16 protein-coding genes are annotated in these 18,656 nt (G+C 65.6%); 9 read left to right on the top strand and 7 right to left on the bottom strand.

All coding sequences use genetic code 11. The features are described 5' to 3' along the window. The first annotated feature begins 117 nt into the window (after positions 1 to 117). Genes MLD63_RS06370 through MLD63_RS06385 form a run of 4 tightly spaced genes read left to right on the top strand, consistent with a single transcriptional unit; the run spans position 118 to position 4,505 of the window. Positions 118 to 1,968: a TonB-dependent receptor plug domain-containing protein gene (locus tag MLD63_RS06370; protein WP_255329042.1), complete on the top strand. Its 1,851-nt coding sequence runs from the start codon at positions 118 to 120 to the stop codon at positions 1,966 to 1,968. Continuing rightward, positions 1,955 to 2,782: an ABC transporter substrate-binding protein gene (locus tag MLD63_RS06375; RefSeq protein ID WP_255329043.1), complete on the top strand. Its 828-nt coding sequence runs from the start codon at positions 1,955 to 1,957 to the stop codon at positions 2,780 to 2,782. The genes MLD63_RS06370 and MLD63_RS06375 overlap by 14 nt, the downstream gene beginning before the upstream one ends. Beyond that, positions 2,779 to 3,762, top strand: a complete 984-nt coding sequence (locus tag MLD63_RS06380) for a FecCD family ABC transporter permease (RefSeq protein WP_255329044.1) — start codon at positions 2,779 to 2,781, stop codon at positions 3,760 to 3,762. Before MLD63_RS06375 ends, MLD63_RS06380 begins: the two co-directional genes overlap by 4 nt. Then, entirely contained in the window at positions 3,759 to 4,505 is a 747-nt protein-coding gene (locus MLD63_RS06385; protein WP_255329045.1) for an ABC transporter ATP-binding protein, read from the top strand. Before MLD63_RS06380 ends, MLD63_RS06385 begins: the two co-directional genes overlap by 4 nt. Here the strand turns inward: MLD63_RS06385 and MLD63_RS06390 are convergent. Then, positions 4,502 to 5,155 carry an SDR family NAD(P)-dependent oxidoreductase gene (locus tag MLD63_RS06390; protein WP_255329046.1) on the bottom strand — a complete coding sequence of 218 codons (654 nt, stop codon included), beginning with the start codon at positions 5,153 to 5,155 and terminating at the stop codon, positions 4,502 to 4,504. The genes MLD63_RS06385 and MLD63_RS06390 overlap by 4 nt on opposite strands. A 105-nt stretch (positions 5,156 to 5,260) precedes the next feature. Here MLD63_RS06390 and MLD63_RS06395 point away from each other — a divergent pair, with 105 nt between their 5' ends. Both MLD63_RS06395 and MLD63_RS06400 read left to right on the top strand, forming a co-directional pair. Next, positions 5,261 to 5,584 (top strand): ArsR/SmtB family transcription factor, encoded by a 324-nt coding sequence (locus tag MLD63_RS06395; RefSeq protein WP_255329047.1) that lies wholly within the window; start codon positions 5,261 to 5,263, stop codon positions 5,582 to 5,584. After that, entirely contained in the window at positions 5,581 to 6,060 is a 480-nt protein-coding gene (locus MLD63_RS06400) for an SRPBCC family protein (RefSeq protein WP_255329048.1), read from the top strand. The genes MLD63_RS06395 and MLD63_RS06400 overlap by 4 nt, the downstream gene beginning before the upstream one ends. Positions 6,061 to 6,085: 25 nt before the next feature. Here the strand turns inward: MLD63_RS06400 and MLD63_RS06405 are convergent, their stop codons facing one another. The 3 genes from MLD63_RS06405 to gltX form a co-directional block, all read right to left on the bottom strand. Further along, entirely contained in the window at positions 6,086 to 6,505 is a 420-nt protein-coding gene (locus MLD63_RS06405; protein ID WP_255329049.1) for a VOC family protein, read from the bottom strand. A gap of 180 nt (positions 6,506 to 6,685) precedes the next feature. Continuing rightward, positions 6,686 to 7,978 carry a citrate synthase gene (locus MLD63_RS06410; protein ID WP_255329050.1) on the bottom strand — a complete coding sequence of 431 codons (1,293 nt, stop codon included), beginning with the start codon at positions 7,976 to 7,978 and terminating at the stop codon, positions 6,686 to 6,688. Positions 7,979 to 8,041: 63 nt separating this feature from the next. Next, on the bottom strand, positions 8,042 to 9,445 hold the full coding sequence (gltX, locus tag MLD63_RS06415; RefSeq protein ID WP_255329051.1) for a glutamate--tRNA ligase: 1,404 nt from the start codon (positions 9,443 to 9,445) through the stop codon (positions 8,042 to 8,044). Between the two features lie 112 nt (positions 9,446 to 9,557). On the opposite strand from gltX, the gene MLD63_RS06420 reads away from it, so the two are divergent. Beyond that, on the top strand, positions 9,558 to 11,789 hold the full coding sequence (locus MLD63_RS06420) for a ComEC/Rec2 family competence protein (RefSeq protein WP_255329052.1): 2,232 nt from the start codon (positions 9,558 to 9,560) through the stop codon (positions 11,787 to 11,789). A 14-nt stretch (positions 11,790 to 11,803) separates the two neighbouring features. On the opposite strand, the gene MLD63_RS06425 is transcribed toward MLD63_RS06420, so the two are convergent. Continuing rightward, positions 11,804 to 13,168: an aminotransferase gene (locus tag MLD63_RS06425; RefSeq protein WP_439957630.1), complete on the bottom strand. Its 1,365-nt coding sequence runs from the start codon at positions 13,166 to 13,168 to the stop codon at positions 11,804 to 11,806. A gap of 132 nt (positions 13,169 to 13,300) precedes the next feature. Between MLD63_RS06425 and MLD63_RS06430 the strand changes: the two genes are divergently transcribed. After that, on the top strand, positions 13,301 to 13,789 hold the full coding sequence (locus MLD63_RS06430) for a DUF2380 domain-containing protein (protein ID WP_255329053.1): 489 nt from the start codon (positions 13,301 to 13,303) through the stop codon (positions 13,787 to 13,789). 93 nt (positions 13,790 to 13,882) lie between these two features. Next, positions 13,883 to 15,205, top strand: a complete 1,323-nt coding sequence (gene miaB, locus MLD63_RS06435; protein ID WP_255329054.1) for a tRNA (N6-isopentenyl adenosine(37)-C2)-methylthiotransferase MiaB — start codon at positions 13,883 to 13,885, stop codon at positions 15,203 to 15,205. Between the two features lie 14 nt (positions 15,206 to 15,219). Here miaB and MLD63_RS06440 read toward each other — a convergent pair whose 3' ends face one another. Further along, positions 15,220 to 17,604, bottom strand: a complete 2,385-nt coding sequence (locus MLD63_RS06440) for an ATP-dependent helicase (protein WP_255329055.1) — start codon at positions 17,602 to 17,604, stop codon at positions 15,220 to 15,222. A 79-nt stretch (positions 17,605 to 17,683) separates the two neighbouring features. Further along, the gene (gene folE2, locus MLD63_RS06445) at positions 17,684 to 18,646 is read right to left on the bottom strand and encodes a GTP cyclohydrolase FolE2 (protein WP_255329056.1); all 963 of its coding nucleotides are present in this window, start codon (positions 18,644 to 18,646) and stop codon (positions 17,684 to 17,686) included. Positions 18,647 to 18,656 lie beyond the last annotated feature (10 nt).

Here is an 18,656-nt window from a genome sequence, read left to right on the forward strand (position 1 = left end):
GAGGGGCATGCGAGATGCGGATCTTCCGTCGTGGTGGCATCCCCGTCCGGGGCGGCCAAGTCCTTCCCGGATCACTACTGATCGCCCCATTCCCGGGGCCCACGGAAGGACCGACCGATGAATCTGCGCCGCGCGCTCGCCGCCAGCACCGCCCTTGTCACGATCACAGCAACTCTCAGCGCCCTTCCCGCCCTTGCGCAGGACGCGATCACCGTCAGCGGACAGCCCTATGTCCTGCCCGAAATCACCCTGATCGCCAACCAGTCGCCCGAGGAACTGGGCCGCACCGGCGCCACGGTCGAAGTGGCGACACGCGAGGATATCGAGCGCGAAGGCAGCATCTCTGTCAGCGACTATCTGAACACCTTGCCGGGCGTCTCGGCGACCAGCAATGGCGGCTTCGGCACGCTGTCCTATGTCCGCCTGCGCGGCCTGCCCACCCAATATGTTCGCGTGACGATCGACGGGATCGACGTGTCGGATCCGTCGGCACCGCAGTTCAATTTCAATTTCGGCGGGCTGATGACCGGCGACGTGGGCCGGATCGAGGTGCTGAAAGGCCCCCAATCCGCACTCTACGGCTCGGAAGCCATCGGCGGCGTGATCGCGATCAGCACCCTCGGCGCCGTCGATCCTGGGACGCATCAGCGCGCGAATCTGGAATACGGCAGCTACGCGACCCGCCGCGCCGCCTACACACTGACCAATGCCGGTGATCGCCACGCCGTCGCGCTGAGCCTGCAGGCGTTGGAAACCAACGGATTTTCTGCCGCTGATGAAAACGATGGCAACACCGAAGCGGACGGCGCCAGCGCGCGGCGCGTCAGCCTCAGCGGACGGTTTGACGCGACCGAAACGCTGACCCTGGGCGTAGCGGGTTTCTGGCAGAAGACCGAGGTTGAGACCGACACGACGTTCCCAAGTCTTCAGGACGCAGACGATTTCAGCAACGGCATCTCGCGCGGGCTGCGCGCCTATGCCGAGCTTGAGACCGGCGCTGTCGAGCACACGTTCTCTGCCGCATTGAGCCAGACCGACCGGGAGGAGAACTATGGCGGCTTCGCTTCTCGCCCCGAGGGCGAACGGCGCGAAGTTGATTACAAGGGCGTCGCCGACGTGAATGACCGCGTCACGCTTGCCTGGGGCGGCACCCATAGCCGCGAAGAATACGCGTCGGGCGGTGTGACGAACGACTACATCAACAATGCGGCCTTCTCGGAAGTGCGCTTTGCCGCCGCGCCCGATCTGGATGTCGCGCTGTCGGCCCGACACGATCACAACAGCCAGTTCGGCAGCGAGACGACGGGTCGTCTCGCCGTAGCTTGGCGCGCGACACCGGAATGGACCATTCGCGGTCAATACGGCACCGGCTACCGTGCCCCGTCGCTGTATGAGCTTTACGACAGCTTCAGTGGCAATGAGAACCTGCAACCCGAAACGTCACGCGGCGCCGAAATCGGTGCGGAATACGCGCTGCCGAATGGCGGCCATATCCGCGGAACCCTTTTCGAGAACAGAATCACGGATCTGATCGACTACAGCTTCACGACGTTCGCCTATGTCCAGATCCCGGGTGAGACGAAGACGCGCGGGGTCGAACTGGCGGGCGAGACGCCGCTGACGGATCGACTGACGCTGGCGGGCAATTTCACCTATACCGACGCCGACAATGCGGCGGGCGAGCCGCTGGCGCGGGTCCCGGCCCGGGCGCTGAACTTGCAACTCGATGGCGACATCACCGAGCGTTCGCGTTTCGGCGTCAGTCTGCGCCATGCATCCGGCACGTTTGACGGCGGATCGGAACTGCCCACCTACACGGTCGTCGACACCCAGATCGAATACGACATTACCGATCAGGCGACGGGCTATCTGCGGATCGAGAACCTTCTGGACGAGGAATATCAGGTGATCCGGGGCTACGGCACCTCGGACCGGGCGATCTATGCGGGGCTGCGTGCGAATTTCTGACGCCATCCGCGGCGCGGCGGCGGTTCTGGTCGCCGCCGCCATGCCTGCATTCGCTGACGGAAGCCCGACCCCATCAGGCGAGCCGGCGCCGCGACGGGTCGTCTCGATGAACCTGTGCCTTGACCAGATCGCGATGCGCTTGGCGGCGCCGGGGCAGCTATTGTCCGTCAGCGCGTTGACCGCCGATCCCGACATGTCGCCGCTGGCCGACCGGACCGCCCCCTACCGGCTGAATCACGGTCGGGCCGAGGAAATCTACCTGATGCGTCCGGATCTGGTCATCGCGGGCTCCTGGATCTCGCCCGCGACGTTGTCGATGATGCGGAATCTCGGCATCCGGGTCGAGGTTTTGCCGCCCGCGGACAGTCTCGAAGCGATCGGCGAACAGATCGACCGGATCGGCGACATGCTGGGTCGTGAGGATCAGGCGCAATGGCTGCGCCGCGATTTCGAGAGCCGGCTGGCCGCTCTGCGCCAGCCGCCCGAGCGTGGCGAGGCCGCGATCTATTACGCCAACGGCTACACGTCGGGCGGCAAGACCCTGGCGGGCGCGATCCTGCGCGCCGCGGGCTATGACAACATCGCAACCGAATACGGCATCGACGACACCCGCGTCCTGCCATTGGAAAAGCTGGTCATGGCCGATCCCGACCGGGTCGTCAGCGGAAGCCACATGCCTGGACGCTCGCAGGGCGAAGCCATCATGGCACATCCCGCGCTGATCGCTGTCGCGCCCGACGCGCGGGCCGAGACCGACCGCGACTGGGTCTGCGGCACGCCCGACGTGCTGGATGCGATCGCCGGACTGGAATGAGACTGATCGCCGCCCTGTCACTGCTGGTGGCGTTGCTGTTTCTGGTCTCGCTGAGCCTCGGCCCGGCAGAGGTCGGGTCGCTGCGCGGCCTGCAGGCCCTGCTCTTCGGCGGCGACGGTCCCTTGCCCATCGTGATGCGCGAAATTCGACTGCCGCGTGCGATCCTGGGGCTGCTGATCGGCGGCGGTCTGGGCCTCGCCGGGGCTGCGCTGCAGGGCTATCTGCGCAATCCCCTGGCCGAGCCGCAATTGATCGGCGTGTCCGGAATGGGCGCCCTGGGCGCGGTCATCGCAATCCAGACGGGTCTTTCGACCGCCTTCGCGCTGGGTCTGCCGCTGGCCGCGCTGGCGGGCGCGGCGCTTGGCGTCGCGGCGCTGATGGCGCTGGCCGGGCCACGGGGCGGGTCGGTGACGCTGATCCTCGCGGGGGTCGCCATCGCCTCGCTGGCGGGTGCGGGCATCGCGCTCGTGCTGAACCTGTCGCCCAACCCCTACGCCGCGGCCGAGATCATGTTCTGGCTGATGGGTTCGCTTGCCGACCGCTCGATGAGCCATGTCTGGCTGGCGCTGCCGCTGATGGTTTTGGGTTCGGCGCTGGTTCTGGCGACCGGACGGGCCCTTGACGCGCTGACGCTGGGCGAACAGGCCGCCGCGGCGCTCGGCGTCTCGCCTGCGCGCCTGCGCTGGCAACTGGTCGCGGGTGTCGCACTGATCGTGGGGCCAGCGACGGCTGTCGCGGGCGCCATCGGTTTCGTCGGCCTCGTCGTGCCCCACATCCTGCGTCCGTGGGTCGGGGCGCGACCGTCGCGGCTTCTCCCAGCGTCCGCCCTGGGCGGGGCGGCGATGCTGCTGGCAGCCGATATCGCGGTCCGACTGATCGTCCCGGAACGCGACCTGAAGCTGGGCGTGCTGACCGCCATCGTCGGCGCACCGCTGTTCCTGCACCTGATCTGGAAAACGCGCGCGGGGGGACGGCTGTGAGCCTGCTGTCGTTGTCGCGGCTGAGCGTCACGCGACGCAGGCGTCCGGTCCTGCGCGATGTGTCGCTGGACGTCGCGGCGGGCGAGTTCGTGGGCCTGATCGGCCCGAATGGGGCCGGAAAATCGACGCTGATGGAAGCCGCGCTTGGGCTGATTCCCTGCGAGGGCAGATCCAGCCTGGCCGATCTGTCCGCCGCCGAACGCGCGCGCCACGCCGCCTATCTGCCGCAATCGCGCGAGATCGCCTGGCCGGTCAGCGTCGAGGTACTGATCGCACTCGGCCGCATCCCCTGGCCCGGGGCCAGCAACGCGCAGGACCGCGCCGCCGTGGATGCCGCCATTTCGCGGATGGGGCTGGAGCCGTTCCGCCACCGCACCGCGAACAGGCTATCGGGGGGCGAACAGGCGCGTGGGCTGATCGCCCGCGTGCTGGCGCAGGAAACGCCGCTGCTGATCGCGGACGAGCCCATCGCGGGTCTGGACCCCGCGCATCAGCTGTCCTGCCTGTCGCTGCTGCGCGATCTGGCGACCGAGGGACGGGGTGTCCTGGTGTCGGTCCACGATCTTGGAATGGCGGCGCGGTTCTGTTCGCGGCTGGTCCTGCTGTCGGGCGGGGCCGTTCTGGCCGACGGCACGCCGGACGAGGTTCTGAGCGACGACAACCTCGCCCGTGGCTTCGGCATCCGGGTGCAGCGAATCGAGACGCCGGAGGGTACGGCGATCGTTCCCGCAGCCCCGCTTTAAAGCAGCGAAAGGATGCGCGCGGCCTCTTCGCGGCAGGGGGTCAGCGCGGCGCGATCCTCACCAGGATAGAATCGTGCGCGGGTCGCCGTGGGCATCGGCCGCGGCTCGGCGATGACGACGCGCGGTGCGGTGCGCCCGGTCTCAGCCTGCCAGCTGCGCGCCAGTGCGATCTGCCCGGTCTTGGTCGCGCCGTAATTGCCGAAGAACTTTCGACCGCCCTGGGGATCGTCAAAGAACATGGCCGTCCCCTTGCGCGCGATCAGCAAGGGTTCAAGCAAGGCGATCAGCCCGCGCGTCGCTTGCAGGTTGATGTCCAGCGCCTTCTGCCAGTCCTTGCCGTCGATATGCGGTGCGGGCGACAGCGGCCCCGCGTGGATCGCCGCGTGCACCCACAGGTCCAGTCCACCCCAACGCGACCCGATCGAGCCTGCCAGGCTGCGCATCGCTTCGGGGTTCGCCACATCCATCGGCGCCAGCGTGGCCGTGCCGCCGGCGGCAACGATCCGGTCATCCAGTTCTTCCAGCGCGCCGGTCGTGCGGGCCACCGCAACGATATGCCATTCGGCCGAGGCCAGTGCTTCGGACAGTGCCGCCCCAAGCCCGCGCGAGGCGCCGGTGACCAGCGCGATCTTTGGTTCCTGTTCGCTCATGGCGTCCCATTGCCACCCCGGCCCCGACGCTTCAAGCGGCGATAAACTGAGCCAGACGGCTAAATGTCTTGACGGTGACAACAAGCCGTGCAAACACTTTCCCTCATGGCTAACCTTGACCGTCTCTTCAACGCCCTGTCCGATCCGACCCGGCGCGCCATCCTACAGGACCTGCGCCGTGGCCCCGCGACCGCCGGTGCCCTTGGCGCCGCGCATCCGATGGCCCTGCCAAGCTTCATGAAGCATCTTGGCGTGCTGGAACGCGCGGGCCTGATCGAGACCGAGAAGCAGGGCCGCACACGGTCATGCCGATTGGCGCCCGGCGCGCTGGTGCCGGTATCGGCCTGGCTCGCCGACCAGCGGCTGCTGTGGGAAGAGCGGACAGAAAGACTTGCCGCATTCGTTGAAAACCATGAGGAAAGACGATGAAAACGCAGACGAAAGTGGACGGAAACGACCTGATCCTGATACGCCACATCGCGGCCAGTCCCGAGGCGATCTGGGATGCGCTGACCGATGCCGAAAAACTCAAGCAATGGTTCGTGCCGAAGCCCTGGACGATCACCGAAGCGGTGATCGAGCCGCGACCCGGCGGCCGCTTCCTCACCAAGATGGTGGGACCCAACGGCGAGAACGAGGATTGCGGCCCGTCAGAAGGCTGTGTGCTGGAAGCTGATGCGCCATCGCGAATCGTCTGGACCGACGCGCTATCGGGCGGCTACCGGCCCAACGAGACACCGTTCATGACCGCGATCATGACAATGGAGGCAGACGGCAACGGAACGCTTTACACCGCGCGGGCATTGCACCGCACCCCGGAAGATCGTCAGAAGCACGAAGAGATGGGCTTCGCCGAGGGTTGGGGCACGGTCGCCGAGCAACTAGCCGCAATGGTCGAACGATAGGGCGGCGGTCCGGCCGCCGCCGCTATTAAAGACCGAAGGTGACGTGGCCATCCGCGTCGATGGTCCAGGCGGGGTTCCACGCGATTTCCCAGGCATGGCCATCGGGATCAGCGACGTAGCCACGGAAGCCGCCATGCATGGGCGCATCGGCCGCCCGCAGGATCGTACCGCCCGCGGCGACAAGGCGGTCCATCAGCGGCGCGACGTCCGACCTGTCCGTGACGTTGTGCGCCAGGGCGAAGCCGCCCGTCCCGTTCGGCGGGCGCTGCATATCGTCGGAAAGGCCCCTGCCCTGCCAGATCCCGAGCATCAGGCCGTTCATCTGGTAGAAGGCGATCTCGTCGTTCTGGAAGACCGGCGTCCAGCCGAACCCGTCGCCGTAAAACTTCAGCGAGCGTGTAAGATCCGCAATGCTGAGCGTGATGACCGAAATCTGCTGTTGCATATCCAAAACCCATGCTGGCGCGCGGGACATCCGCGCGCTTTTCGGTCTTGGGCCATGGCAGAGCGATCTCATTCTGCCGCGGAAGGACCCGTCGGGATAGACGGGGGCCGGGCCAACCGCACCGACCTCACCTGTTTCAGACAAGGTCGATGCTAGCGCGGGCCTTCGACGCCCGCAAGTTCAGCGGCTGTCGACCGGCACGTAGTCGCGCTTGTCCGATCCGACATAAAGCTGACGCGGACGGCCGATCTTGTTCTGCGGATCGGCGATCATTTCCTTCCACTGTGCGATCCAGCCCACCGTGCGCGACAGCGCGAAGATCGGGGTGAACATCGCGGTCGGGAAGCCCATCGCGGACAGAATGATGCCCGAATAGAAATCGACGTTGGGATACAGCTTTTTCTCGATGAAGAAATCGTCTTCCAGCGCGATCCGCTCGAGTTCCTTGGCGACCTTGAGGGTTTCATTGTTCTCGATCCCCAGCAGATCCAGCACCTCGTCCGCCGATTCCTTCATCACCTTCGCGCGCGGGTCGAAGTTCTTGTAGACCCGGTGGCCGAAGCCCATCAGGCGGAACGGATCATCCTTGTCCTTCGCGCGCTTGATGTATTCGGGGATCTGGTCGACGGACCCGATTTCCTGCAGCATCTCAAGCGCGGCCTGATTGGCACCGCCATGCGCGGGGCCCCACAGGCAGGCGATCCCCGCGGCGATGCAGGCGAACGGGTTGGCGCCCGAAGAGCCTGCCAGGCGCACCGTCGAAGTCGACGCGTTTTGTTCGTGATCCGCGTGCAGCGTGAAGATCCGGTCCATCGCGCGCGACAGTTCGGGCTTGATCTCGTATTTCTCGGCCGGGACCGAGAAGCACATGTTCAGGAAGTTGCTTGCGTAATCGAGATCGTTCTGCGGATAGACGAACGGTTGGCCGATCGAATACTTGTAGGCCATCGCAGCGATCGTCGGCAGCTTGGCGATCAGGCGGATCGCCGCGACTTCGCGCTGATGCGGATCGGAAATGTCGGTGCTGTCGTGGTAGAAGGCTGACATCGCGCCGACCACGCCCACCATGGTCGCCATCGGATGCGCATCGCGACGGAAGCCACGGAAGAAATTGTTCATCTGCTCGTGCACCATCGTGTGGCGCGTCACGAGGTTTTCGAACTTCTCCAGCTCATCGGCATTGGGCAGTTCGCCGTAAAGCAGCAGATAGCACACTTCCAGATAGTGGGATTCTGCCGCCAACTGCTCGATCGGATAGCCGCGATACCACAGTTCGCCCTTGTCACCATCGATGAAGGTGATCTCGGATTCGCAGCTTGCCGTCGAGGTGAAGCCCGGATCGTAGGTGAAGACGTCGGCCGCGCCGTAAAGCTTGCGGATATCGAGCACGTCCGGCCCGGCGGTCGGCGACATCACCGGCAGGTCGTAGTCCTGACCGTGAATCGTCAGTTTGGCTGAATTGCTGGTGGACATGGACTTCCCTTCTCAGCTGGCGGCGGTCCGCTGTCCGGACCGTCCGCAACGTGGTGCGCAGGTCTAGCCTGCCGTCTTCGTCTGGTCGCGCAGCCGGGCGAGCGTCTCGTCGCGGCCAAGCGCCATCATCATGTCGAACACGCTGGGCGTGGAGGTTCGGCCGGCCAAGGCCGCCCTGAGCGGTGCTGCGATCTTGCCCAGACCGACCCCCTTGTCGGAGGCCACGGCCTGTGCGCTCGCTTCCAACTCTTCTCGGCTCCAGCTAACATTCTGCACTGCGGCAGTCAATGTGCCGAGCATGTCGAGACCCGCCGGATCAAGCGCTTTCAGCGCCTTTTCATCGACCTCGACCGGCCTCTCGATCATCGCGAAACGCGCCTGATCCAGAAGCTGCGGTAGGGTCTTCGCCTTCTCGCGCAGAACCTCGGACGACGCTACGATCCGGTCGCGTTGAAGATCGGAAAGCACGGGCTGTCCGCTTGCCTGCAGGAAATCGTCAAGCGCCGCCATCAGGCGATTGCTGTCCATGCCGCCGATATGGTGGCTGCTGACATGTTCGAGCTTCTTGAAGTCGAGCCGCGCAGGCGCCCGGCCCACGCCGGACAGGTCGAACCAGTCGCGCGCCTGGGCGTCGTCGAACAGCTCGTCGTCGCCATGGCTCCACCCCAGACGGGCGAGATAGTTGCGCATCGCCTCGGGCGGATAACCGAGCGCCGCGAATTCGTGCAGGCCGACGGCACCGTGACGCTTTGAAAGCTTCTTGCCATCTTCGCCGTGGATCAGCGGGATATGGGCAAAGCTCGGCAACGGCCAGTCCATCGCCTGATAGACCTGGATCTGTCGCGCAGTGTTGGTCAGGTGATCGTCGCCGCGAATGACATGGGTCACGCCCATGTCGTGATCGTCGACCACGACCGCCAGCATATAGGTGGGCGTGCCGTCGCTCCGCAGCAGGATCAGGTCGTCCAGCTGGTCGTTGGCCACCGTGACATCGCCCTGCACCGCGTCGTGGATCACCGTCTCGCCGTCCCGAGGCGCGCGCAGGCGGATCGCAAAGGGTGCATCTGGAAAGCTGTCGGGATCCGCATCGCGCCAAGGGCTGACGAAGGGCTCGCGCGGATGCGCCTCTCGCCAGGCGGCGATCTCGTCGGTGGTGGAGAAGCAGCGATAGGCGCCGCCCCGCGCCAGCATCTCGCGGGCGACCTCGGCGTGGCGGTCGCGCCGCTCGAACTGGCTCACCGGCTCGCCGTCCCAGTCAAGGCCGAGCCAGGTCAGCCCCTGCAGGATCGCCTCGGTCGCCTCGGGCGTCGAGCGGGCACGATCGGTATCCTCGATCCGCAGCAGGAACTTGCCACCACGGCCACGCGCGTAGAGCCAGTTGAAGAGCGCGGTCCGCGCGCCGCCGATATGCAGATAGCCGGTCGGCGAAGGCGCGAAGCGGGTGACGATCGTCTCGGTCTCGGACATGGGGGACTTTCGGTCAGGGCTGGCTGGGTTGTCGTTAACGGTTTCGAAAGGATCGCCGTGGCAGAACGGCGGATGAATACCCAGTCGGTCGGGAAAGGACAAGGAAGAGCCGATGACCGCGCTGTCCGATCCGCCCGCGACAGGCGTCCTCGCCAAGCCTCGGCGGTTCTGGCGCTTTCGCGATGGCGCGACCGGCACGACGTCACGCCAAGGTGCGATGCCGCAACCGGCAGCCGTCCGGGCGGGACTGTTTCCCTGGCTGCCGGTCCTGCTGGCCGCGGGTATCGCGCTCTGGTTCGCGCGACCGTTCGTGCCGACCTTCGTGTCGCTCTGTGCTACGGCTGGTGTCATGGTGATCGCCGCGATGGTCAGCCTGCGGGCACGATCCCACGCGCTGGCGGGCGAACCCGGCTGGCAGGTTGCGGATGCTGTCCGGCTTGGCGCTTGGGCGGCGCTGGTCGTCGCAGCGGGCCTTGGCCTTGCACAATTACGGGCTACGCAAGTGTCGGCCCCGGTATTGGGCTTTCGCTATTACGGCCCCATCGAAGGTCGCGTGGTCGAAATCGACCGCTCTGCCCGTGATCGGATGCGGCTGACGCTTGACCGGGTCCGGTTGCGTGACATGGCCCCCGACCGCACGCCGGCATTGGTTCGCGTTTCGCTCATGGACATGGCGGCGGACACCGGCGCGGTCGTCGGCCAACGCGTCATGCTGACCGGGCATCTGGGACCGCCACCGGGGCCAGCGTCCCCGGGCAGTTTCGATTTCCGGTCGATGGCGTGGTTTCAGGGGCTTGGCGCGGTCGGCTATGTCCGAACCCCGATTCTGCCCGTGGCCGCACCCGAGGGTGGGATCTGGGTCATGGACCGCACCCGCATGGGCGTGGCAGCAGCGATGCGGGACTCGATCGGCGGGCAGCGCGGGGCCGTGGCGGCTGCGCTGATGACGGGCGACCGGTCTGGCATCGCCGAGGCCACGAACGAGATCATGCGCGCCTCCAACCTCTACCACATCATCTCGATTTCGGGATTGCATATGGGGATGCTGGCGGGGTTCGTCTATAACGGCTTGCGCCTTGCGCTGGTGGGCGCCGTCGCGGCCGGGCTGGCGCTGCGCTGGCCGGTCCACAAGATCGCGGCGACAGTCGCGCTGGCGGCCGCGGCCGGCTATCTGTGGCTGTCAGGCGGCGGCGTCGCGACCGAGCGCGCCTTCGTCATGGTCGCGGTGATGCTGTGCGCGATCCTCGCCGACCGACGCGCGATCTCCTTGCGCAGCATTGCCATCGCGGCCCTGATCATCCTCGCGTATAGCCCCGAGGCGGTGACCTCTCCCGGCTTCCAGATGAGCTTTGCCGCAACAGTGGCGCTGGTCCTCTGCTACGGGCCGTGGCGCCAGGTCGGTCCGAAGCTGCCGTTCTGGCTGCGGCCCGTCGCGATGCTGATCATCTCATCGATGGTGGCCGGGCTTGCGACCTCGCCCATCGCCGCCGCACTTTTCAGCCGCATGGCGCATTACGGGCTTCTTGCGAACCTGCTGGTCGTGCCGGTGATGGGTTCGCTGGTGATGCCGATGGGGGTCATCGCGGCGCTGTTGGCGCCGATCGGCCTTGCCGGTCCGGCGCTTTGGGTGATGGGCCTCGGCACCGGCTGGATGCTGTGGATCGCCGAATGGATCGCCGGTCTGAACGGCGCCGTCAGTGCGGTGCCGCTGCCACCGTGGCAGGTGGTTCCGCTGATGGGGTTCGGCGCGACCGTCGCCATCCTGTCCTGGCGACGCGGGATGATGCGAACGCGCAGCGCGTCCCTTGCAGGCGCCAGCGTGGGACTGGCGATGCTGATCGCTGCGTTCGGGCTGTGGTTGACGACCAGCCGGCCGCAGATCCTGATCGCGCCGGAAGGCGAGGGGGTCGGGCTTATGACCGCCGAGGGGCGCAGCCTGTCGAAACCGTCCGGCGGCTCGTTCGTCGTGGACACGTGGCTGTCCGAGGATGGCGACATGGCCACGCAGGAACAGGCCGCAGCCCGGCCGGCCTGGAGCGGGGACAGGCGCGACCGTCTGGCCGAACTGCCAGACGGCTGGCGTTTGATGCACTTCACCGGGAAGGGTTCAGGCGAACGCGCGGCACAGCAATGCCACGCGCAGACGATCCTGGTCGCGACAGAAGCCATCCCGGATCTGCCCCAAGGTGCAGCCTGCCTGATCTTCGATCAGAAAAGCCTGCGCCGCACCGGTGCGGTCGCGGTCGAGATACGGGACGGACGCCCGATGCTGCTCACCGTGACCGAAACCGCCGGCGCCGCACCCTGGGTCGCAGCACAGGCGCGCAGACCGTCCCGCAAGTGACGCGGGACGCGCGGTCAGGCGACCTCGGCGAAGACCTTGACCAGTGCCTGTTCCAGCTTCTCCAGCATCTCGTCCATCTGCGCTTCGGTCAGAATGAAGGGCGGACAAAGCACGATCGACTGACCCAGCGGACGACAGATCAGACCCAGATCGGTGCAGGTGTTGGCAATCCGCTCGCTGACCGACAGCGAGCCGTCGAAAGGCTGCTTCGTCGCCTTGTCCTTCACCGCCTCCAGCGCCCACATGAAGCCGATGCCGCGCAATTCGCCAATGTGATCGCTGCGCTCCATGATCGCGCGCAGACCGGCCTCCATCTTCGGCGCCAGGTCGCGGACGTTCTGCGCCAGCCCCTCGTTCATCACCACGTCGATCGCCTTCAGCGCGATCGCGCAGCCGACCGGATGGCCCGACGCGGTGAAGCCATGCGGGAACTCCTCGATCTTCTCGACTGCGGCCTGGACCCGATCGGCCAGCTCGGGACCAAGGATGATCGCGCCCATCGGGAACAGCCCAGCAGTCAGGTTCTTCGAGCTGATGATCGCGTCCGGCATGTAGTCGTAGGTCTGACAGCCCCAGGTATTGCCCGTTCGCCCAAAGCCGCAGATCACCTCGTCCGAGATCATCGGAATGCCGTGCTTGCGCAGGATCGGCATGATCGCCTGGAAATAGCCCTCGCTGGGCGGGATCACGCCGCCCGCGCCCATCACCGGCTCGGCGAAGAAACCCGCGATCGTATCAGGGCCCTCGCGCTCGATCGTCTCGTCGAGCTCACGCGCCAGACGCTGGGTGAACTGCTCCTTGGTCTCACCCTCTTCGGCGAAGCGCCAGTAATGCGGGCAGGTCAGGTGGATGAAGCCCGGCAGCGGCAGACCGAAGACCGAATTGTAGGGCTTGCCCGTCATGCTCGCGGAGACGGTAGTGACGCCGTGATAGGCGTTCCAGCGCGTCAGGATCTTGCGCTTTTCGGGCTTGCCTTCAGAGGCATGCAGGAACCACAGCATCTTGACCATGCTGTCGTTCGCCTCGGAGCCGGAATTGGTATAGAAGACGCGCCCACGCTCGAAAGGGGAGACCTCGACGAGCTTTTCGGACAGCATGACGGTCTGGTCCGACATCCGCCCGAAGAAGGCGTGATAGCCCGGAAAGCGGTCGTATTGCGCCTTCGCAGCCTCGGCTAAGCCCTTGTGGTCGAAGCCGGCGACCATGTTCCACAGCCCCGAATTGGCATCGAGGTAACGCCGGCCGTTCGTGTCGATGACGTAGGGACCCTCGCCATGGGTCAGCACCACCGCGCCACGCTGATGGACGCTCGGCAGGTCGGTGAACCCGTAGAGCGAATATTCGTCGGCACGCGCTTCCCAGCTTTGCGGTTTGTTCATCGGCAGGGTCCTCATCTGAATGGCGCGGGCAGGCTAGCCGTGCCCCCACCGCTCCGCAATGCCAGACGTAGGGATGGCTTCAACGCTGGTCCGGGAATGTTAGGATCGGATGTGCGATTGGGGGAGGAACCGATGCGACATATCCTGACCGGCGCCCTGACGGCGCTGATACTGGCGTCCAGCGGGGCCAGCGCAGCCGAGACGCTGGCGGTGTTTCCCGTCAAGCTGCTCGACACGTCGAACGAGGCGCGCGATCAACGGGCCGACCATGCCAGCCGCCAGACGATGATGGCCGAGATCTTGGCCGAGGGTCTGCCAGGTGAAAAGACGATGATCGCGCCCGAGACGGTGGCGCAGGTCTGTCCGCAGGCGACGCCCGACTGCCTCTTCGGTGTCGCGCGTGATGCTGGCGCCGATCAGGCCCTGTTCGTCAGCCTTCAAAAGGCCAGCAGCCTGATCATCACCATGTATGTCTCCATCGTCGAGCTCGATGACGGGGCGCTGGTGAAATATGGCGATCTCAGTTTTCGCGGCGATACCGATCAATCCTGGCAGCGCGCGGCCGAATACGTCGTCAAGGAAATGGCGGCAGGTGCCTTCGACCGCGCGACACCGAAGTGACCCCCCCCCCCGCGGACACCGCCGTGCCGCGACGATCTTTCCAAGATGGCCCGGATAGGCTAACAGGCGGCCTTCCCTTGCGATGAGCTGCCCATGACCAGCCCGACCCCGAAACGCCTGTTCATCAAGACCTATGGTTGCCAGATGAACGTCTATGACAGCCAGCGCATGGCCGAGGCGATGGCGGCGGACGGCTATGTGCTGACCGAGGATCAGGCGCAGGCCGACATGGTGCTGCTGAACACCTGCCATATCCGCGAGAAGGCGGCCGAGAAGCTTTATTCCGATCTTGGTCGACTGAAGCCCCTGAAAGCCGAGCGTCCCGACCTGAAGATCGGCGTGGCGGGCTGCGTCGCGCAGGCCGAGGGCGAGGAGATCACGCGCCGGATGCCGCTGGTCGATCTGGTCGTCGGACCGCAGGCCTATCATCGCCTGCCCGCGATGGCGCGGGGCGAGGCGCCTGCCGTCGTCACCGAATTTCCAGCCGAAGACAAGTTCGACCACCTGCCCGCGCGGGCCGCGACCCGCCGGACGCCAACGGCCTTCCTGACCGTGCAGGAAGGCTGCGACAAGTTCTGCGCCTTCTGCGTCGTGCCCTATACTCGTGGGGCCGAGGTCAGCCGCCCTGCCCCGCGTATCCTGACCGAAGCACGCGATCTGGTCGCTCGCGGCGTGCGCGAAATCACGCTGCTGGGCCAGAACGTCAACGGCTGGCACGGCGAAGGCGCGGATGGCCGCGAATGGGGTCTGGGACGCCTGATCCGGGCGCTGGCCGAGATCGACGGGCTGGACCGGATCCGCTATGCGACCAGCCATCCGAACGACATGGCCGACGACCTGATCGAAGCACATGGGGCGGAACCGAAGCTGATGCCCTATCTGCATCTGCCGGTTCAGTCGGGCAGCGACCGGGTGCTGAAAGCGATGAACCGCAAGCATACGGCCGAACAGTATCTGCGCCTGATCGACCGGATCCGCGCGGCACGGCCCGACATTCTGCTGACCAGCGACTTCATCGCCGGCTTCCCGGGTGAGACCGACGACGATCACCGCGCGACGCTGGACCTGATCGAACGGGTGGGCTTCGCCACTGCGTTCAGCTTCAAATACTCGCCGCGTCCCGGCACCCCCGCCGCAGACCGGGCCGAGGTCGAGCCTTCGGTCGCCGACGCTCGCCTGCACGAATTGCAGGCGCTGCTGTCACGCCAGCAGCGCGAGGCGCAGGAATCGATGGTCGGGCGCGAGGTCGGCGTGCTGTTCGAGAAACCGGGTCGCGAGCCAGGACAGATGGTCGGCAAGTCCGACTACCTGCATTCGGTCTTCGTAGATGCGCCGCAGGCGAAGGTCGGTGATCTTGTACGCGTTCGCATCCTCGCCAGCGCACCGAATTCGCTACAGGGCCAGTTGCTCCAATAAAACGCGGCGATGGCTTAGAACGGCACGTCGTCGGCGCTGCCAGGCACCTGCACGTATGCCGCCTTCACGTTCTTGAAGCCGACATCGAAACGGATCGTCAGCGTATCCTCGGCAATGCCCATGATCTCGCCCGTGCCGAATTTCGGATGCTCTACGGTGTCGCCGACGGTAAATTTCGACGCGGGTTCGGCGTCGATGATGACCGGCGTGCGATGGGCGGGTGCCTTGCGCTCGGCCGCACGGGACTGCATCCGCTTCCAGCCGGGTGAATTGTAGACGTCGGCCTTGGCCGCACGGTCGTGCATCTCGGTCCCGGCATTGGCGCCGGCAAAGGCCATCGCTGCGCCGTAGCCGCCGCCGTAGAGGCCCGGCGGCGTCAGCACCTCGACATGATCTTCCGGCAGCTCGTCCACGAAGCGCGAGGGCATCGAACTTTGCCATTGCCCGTACATGCGCCGGTTGCCTGCGAAACTGATCGTCGCCAGTCGTTCAGCACGCGTGATGCCGACATAGGCGAGTCGCCGTTCCTCCTCGAGCCCCTTGGTGCCGTTCTCGTCCATGCTGCGCTGGCTGGGAAAAAGCCCGTCTTCCCATCCCGGAAGGAACACGACCGGGAACTCCAGACCCTTCGCTGCGTGCAGTGTCATGATGCTGACCTCTTCGGTCGTTTCGCCCTCGTCACGGTCCATGATCAGGGCGACATGCTCCAGAAAGCCCTGAAGGTTGTCGAACTCTTCCAGCGCCTTGACCAGTTCCTTGAGGTTGTCGAGCCGGCCCGGCGCATCCGGCGACTTGTCGTTCTGCCACATCGCGGTATAGCCGGATTCGTCCAGCACTCGCTCGGCCAGTTCGACATGGTTGGTGTCGTCCAGCGCCTCGGCGTGGAAGCGACCAATCAGGGCGACAAAGTCGCGCAGGCTGTTCGCGCCCCTGCCGGACAGCAGACCGTCGTCGACCGCGATCTTCGCCCCTTCCAGCAGCGTCACCCCCGCCTTGCGCGCGGCACCCTGCACCGTCTGGATTGCCTTGTCGCCAAGGCCACGCTTGGGGGTGTTCACGATCCGCTCGAACGCCAGATCGTCGGCGGGGCTGACCACCAGACGGAAATAGGCCATCGCGTCGCGGATTTCGGCGCGTTCATAGAAGCGCGGTCCCCCGATCACGCGATAGGGCAGACCGATCGTCATGAAGCGATCCTCGAACGCCCGCATCTGATGGGACGCCCGCACGAGAATCGCGATATCATTCAAGCTGGTGCGACCGACACTGGCCCTGTGGCCGCCTTGGAACGCCTCGATCTCCTCCCCGATCCAGCGCGCCTCGGCCTCGCTGTCCCAGTGGCCGATCAGGCGAACCGGCGCGCCCTGATCCGTTTCATCGGTCCAGAGTGTCTTGCCAAGACGCCCGGCATTCGCTGCGATCAGACCGGACGCAGCGGCGAGGATATGCGGCGTAGACCGGTAGTTCTGTTCAAGCCGGATCACCTGCGCGCCGGGAAAGTCCTTCTCGAACCGCAGGATGTTGCCAACCTCGGCCCCGCGCCAGCCATAGATCGACTGATCGTCGTCGCCCACGCAGCAGATGTTCTGGTGCGCCTGCGCCAGCAAACGCAGCCACATGTACTGGGCGACGTTCGTGTCCTGATATTCGTCCACGAGGATATAGCGGAAGCGGTCCTGCCACTGTTTCAAGACGTCGGGATGCGCCTGAAACAGCGTCACGCAATGCATCAGCAGATCGCCGAAATCGACCGCGTTCAGCGTCAGCAGCCGATCCTGGTAGGCGGTGTAGAGCTTGCCGCCCTGCCCGTCGAACGCCTGCGCCTCACCCTTCGGCAGCTTGGCGGGCGTCAGGCAACGGTTTTTCCAGCCGTCGATCAGATGCGCCAATTGCCGGGCGGGCCAGCGCTTTTCGTCGATGTTCTCGGCCGCAATCAACTGTTTCAGCAGCCGGATCTGGTCGTCGGTGTCGAGGATGGTGAAGCTGGGCTTCAGATGCAGTTCGCCGTTGCCGATCAGTTCGGCATGGCGGCGCAGGATCTTCACGCTGATCGAGTGAAAGGTCCCGAGCCATGGCATCCCCTCGACCGTCTCGCCCAGCAGGCGGCCGATCCGCTCTTTCATCTCGCGCGCGGCCTTGTTGGTGAAGGTCACGGCAAGGATCTGGCCCGGCCGCGCCCGGCCCAGCGTCAGCAGATGAGCGATCCGCGTCGTCAGCGCGCGGGTCTTGCCGGTCCCGGCGCCTGCCAGCATCAGCACCGGACCGTCCAGCGCCTCGACCGCCGCGCGCTGCGCCGCATTCAACCCATCCATATAGGGTTGGGGTCGGGCCGCGACGGCACGCTGCGACAGCGGCACCGCAGCAGCCTCAAAAGCATCGGTATCGTCGAAATGGCTCATGGATGCATCCTAGCCGCGCAGACGCGGCATGAAAAGCAAATGTTCCTGACTTGTTCCCGCGCGGCGCACGCCGTCAGGATCAGACCCGCATCCCCGCGAACAGCGCGGGATCCAGACTATGCTGTTCGAAAGTCGGACCTTCGGTCAGGACGCTGACCGCGTCATGGGAATGCAATGATTCCTGGTGACTGGCGATGACGCGAAAATCGCCGAAGCGCGGATCGTCCTGAAATTCGCGGGCAAATGCGCGGACCGCGTCCTCGACGAAGATCGGCTGCGAGGCGTTCAGTTCGGCGAAGGCCTGTTCGTCTTCGCGCTTGACCATCACCTGCGTCTCGGTCGGCACGGCACGACGGCACAGATCGATCAGATCCTCGAACCAGACCTTTTCCGTTCCCAGCATCACCGCCGCGATCCGTGCAACTGAGCGCTGCGAATGCGGCGTCGCCAGCCGGCCGCGCGATTCTCGCGCATGTTCTGACAATTCCAGTGAACACGGGCAGGTCGAGGAATACACATAGTCCAGATGCGCAATGCGCAAGCGCTGGCCCTGCCGTTCGACCACCTCCTGCGCGATGTCATAATACTGCCAGCCCGACAGGCCCGAGCGGAGCGAGTTGACCCGCATCGGATAGCTGAGGCGCATCAGGATGCGGGCGTCCAGACTGTCGTGATCCGACTTGTAGTCGGCCAAGGCGGCTTCCAGCACCTTCACGCTGAACTCATGTTCGGCATGTGCATAGAAGGACCGCATGATCCGCGACATGTTGATGCCCTTGCGATCGGCTTCCAGGCTGACGGTCCCGGTCACGCTGGTTTCCAGCGTCAGCTCGCCACCCTCGCGGGTGCGGTAGCGGATCGGCAGGCGAAAGTTGGAAATGCCGACATGCTGGATCGGCGCGCGCGCACCGACGATCAGGCTCGCAGGGCCGTTTTGCAGATCCGGAAGACTGGCCCGGTACTGGTCATCGACCCGAAAATCGCCGTCATAATCGCGGGCGAGAAACGGATAGGCCGGGGTCAGCGGGCGCGTCTCGGTCATCGGGGCGGCT

Source organism: Paracoccus albicereus, from assembly GCF_024359525.1.
Taxonomy (GTDB): domain Bacteria; phylum Pseudomonadota; class Alphaproteobacteria; order Rhodobacterales; family Rhodobacteraceae; genus Paracoccus; species Paracoccus albicereus.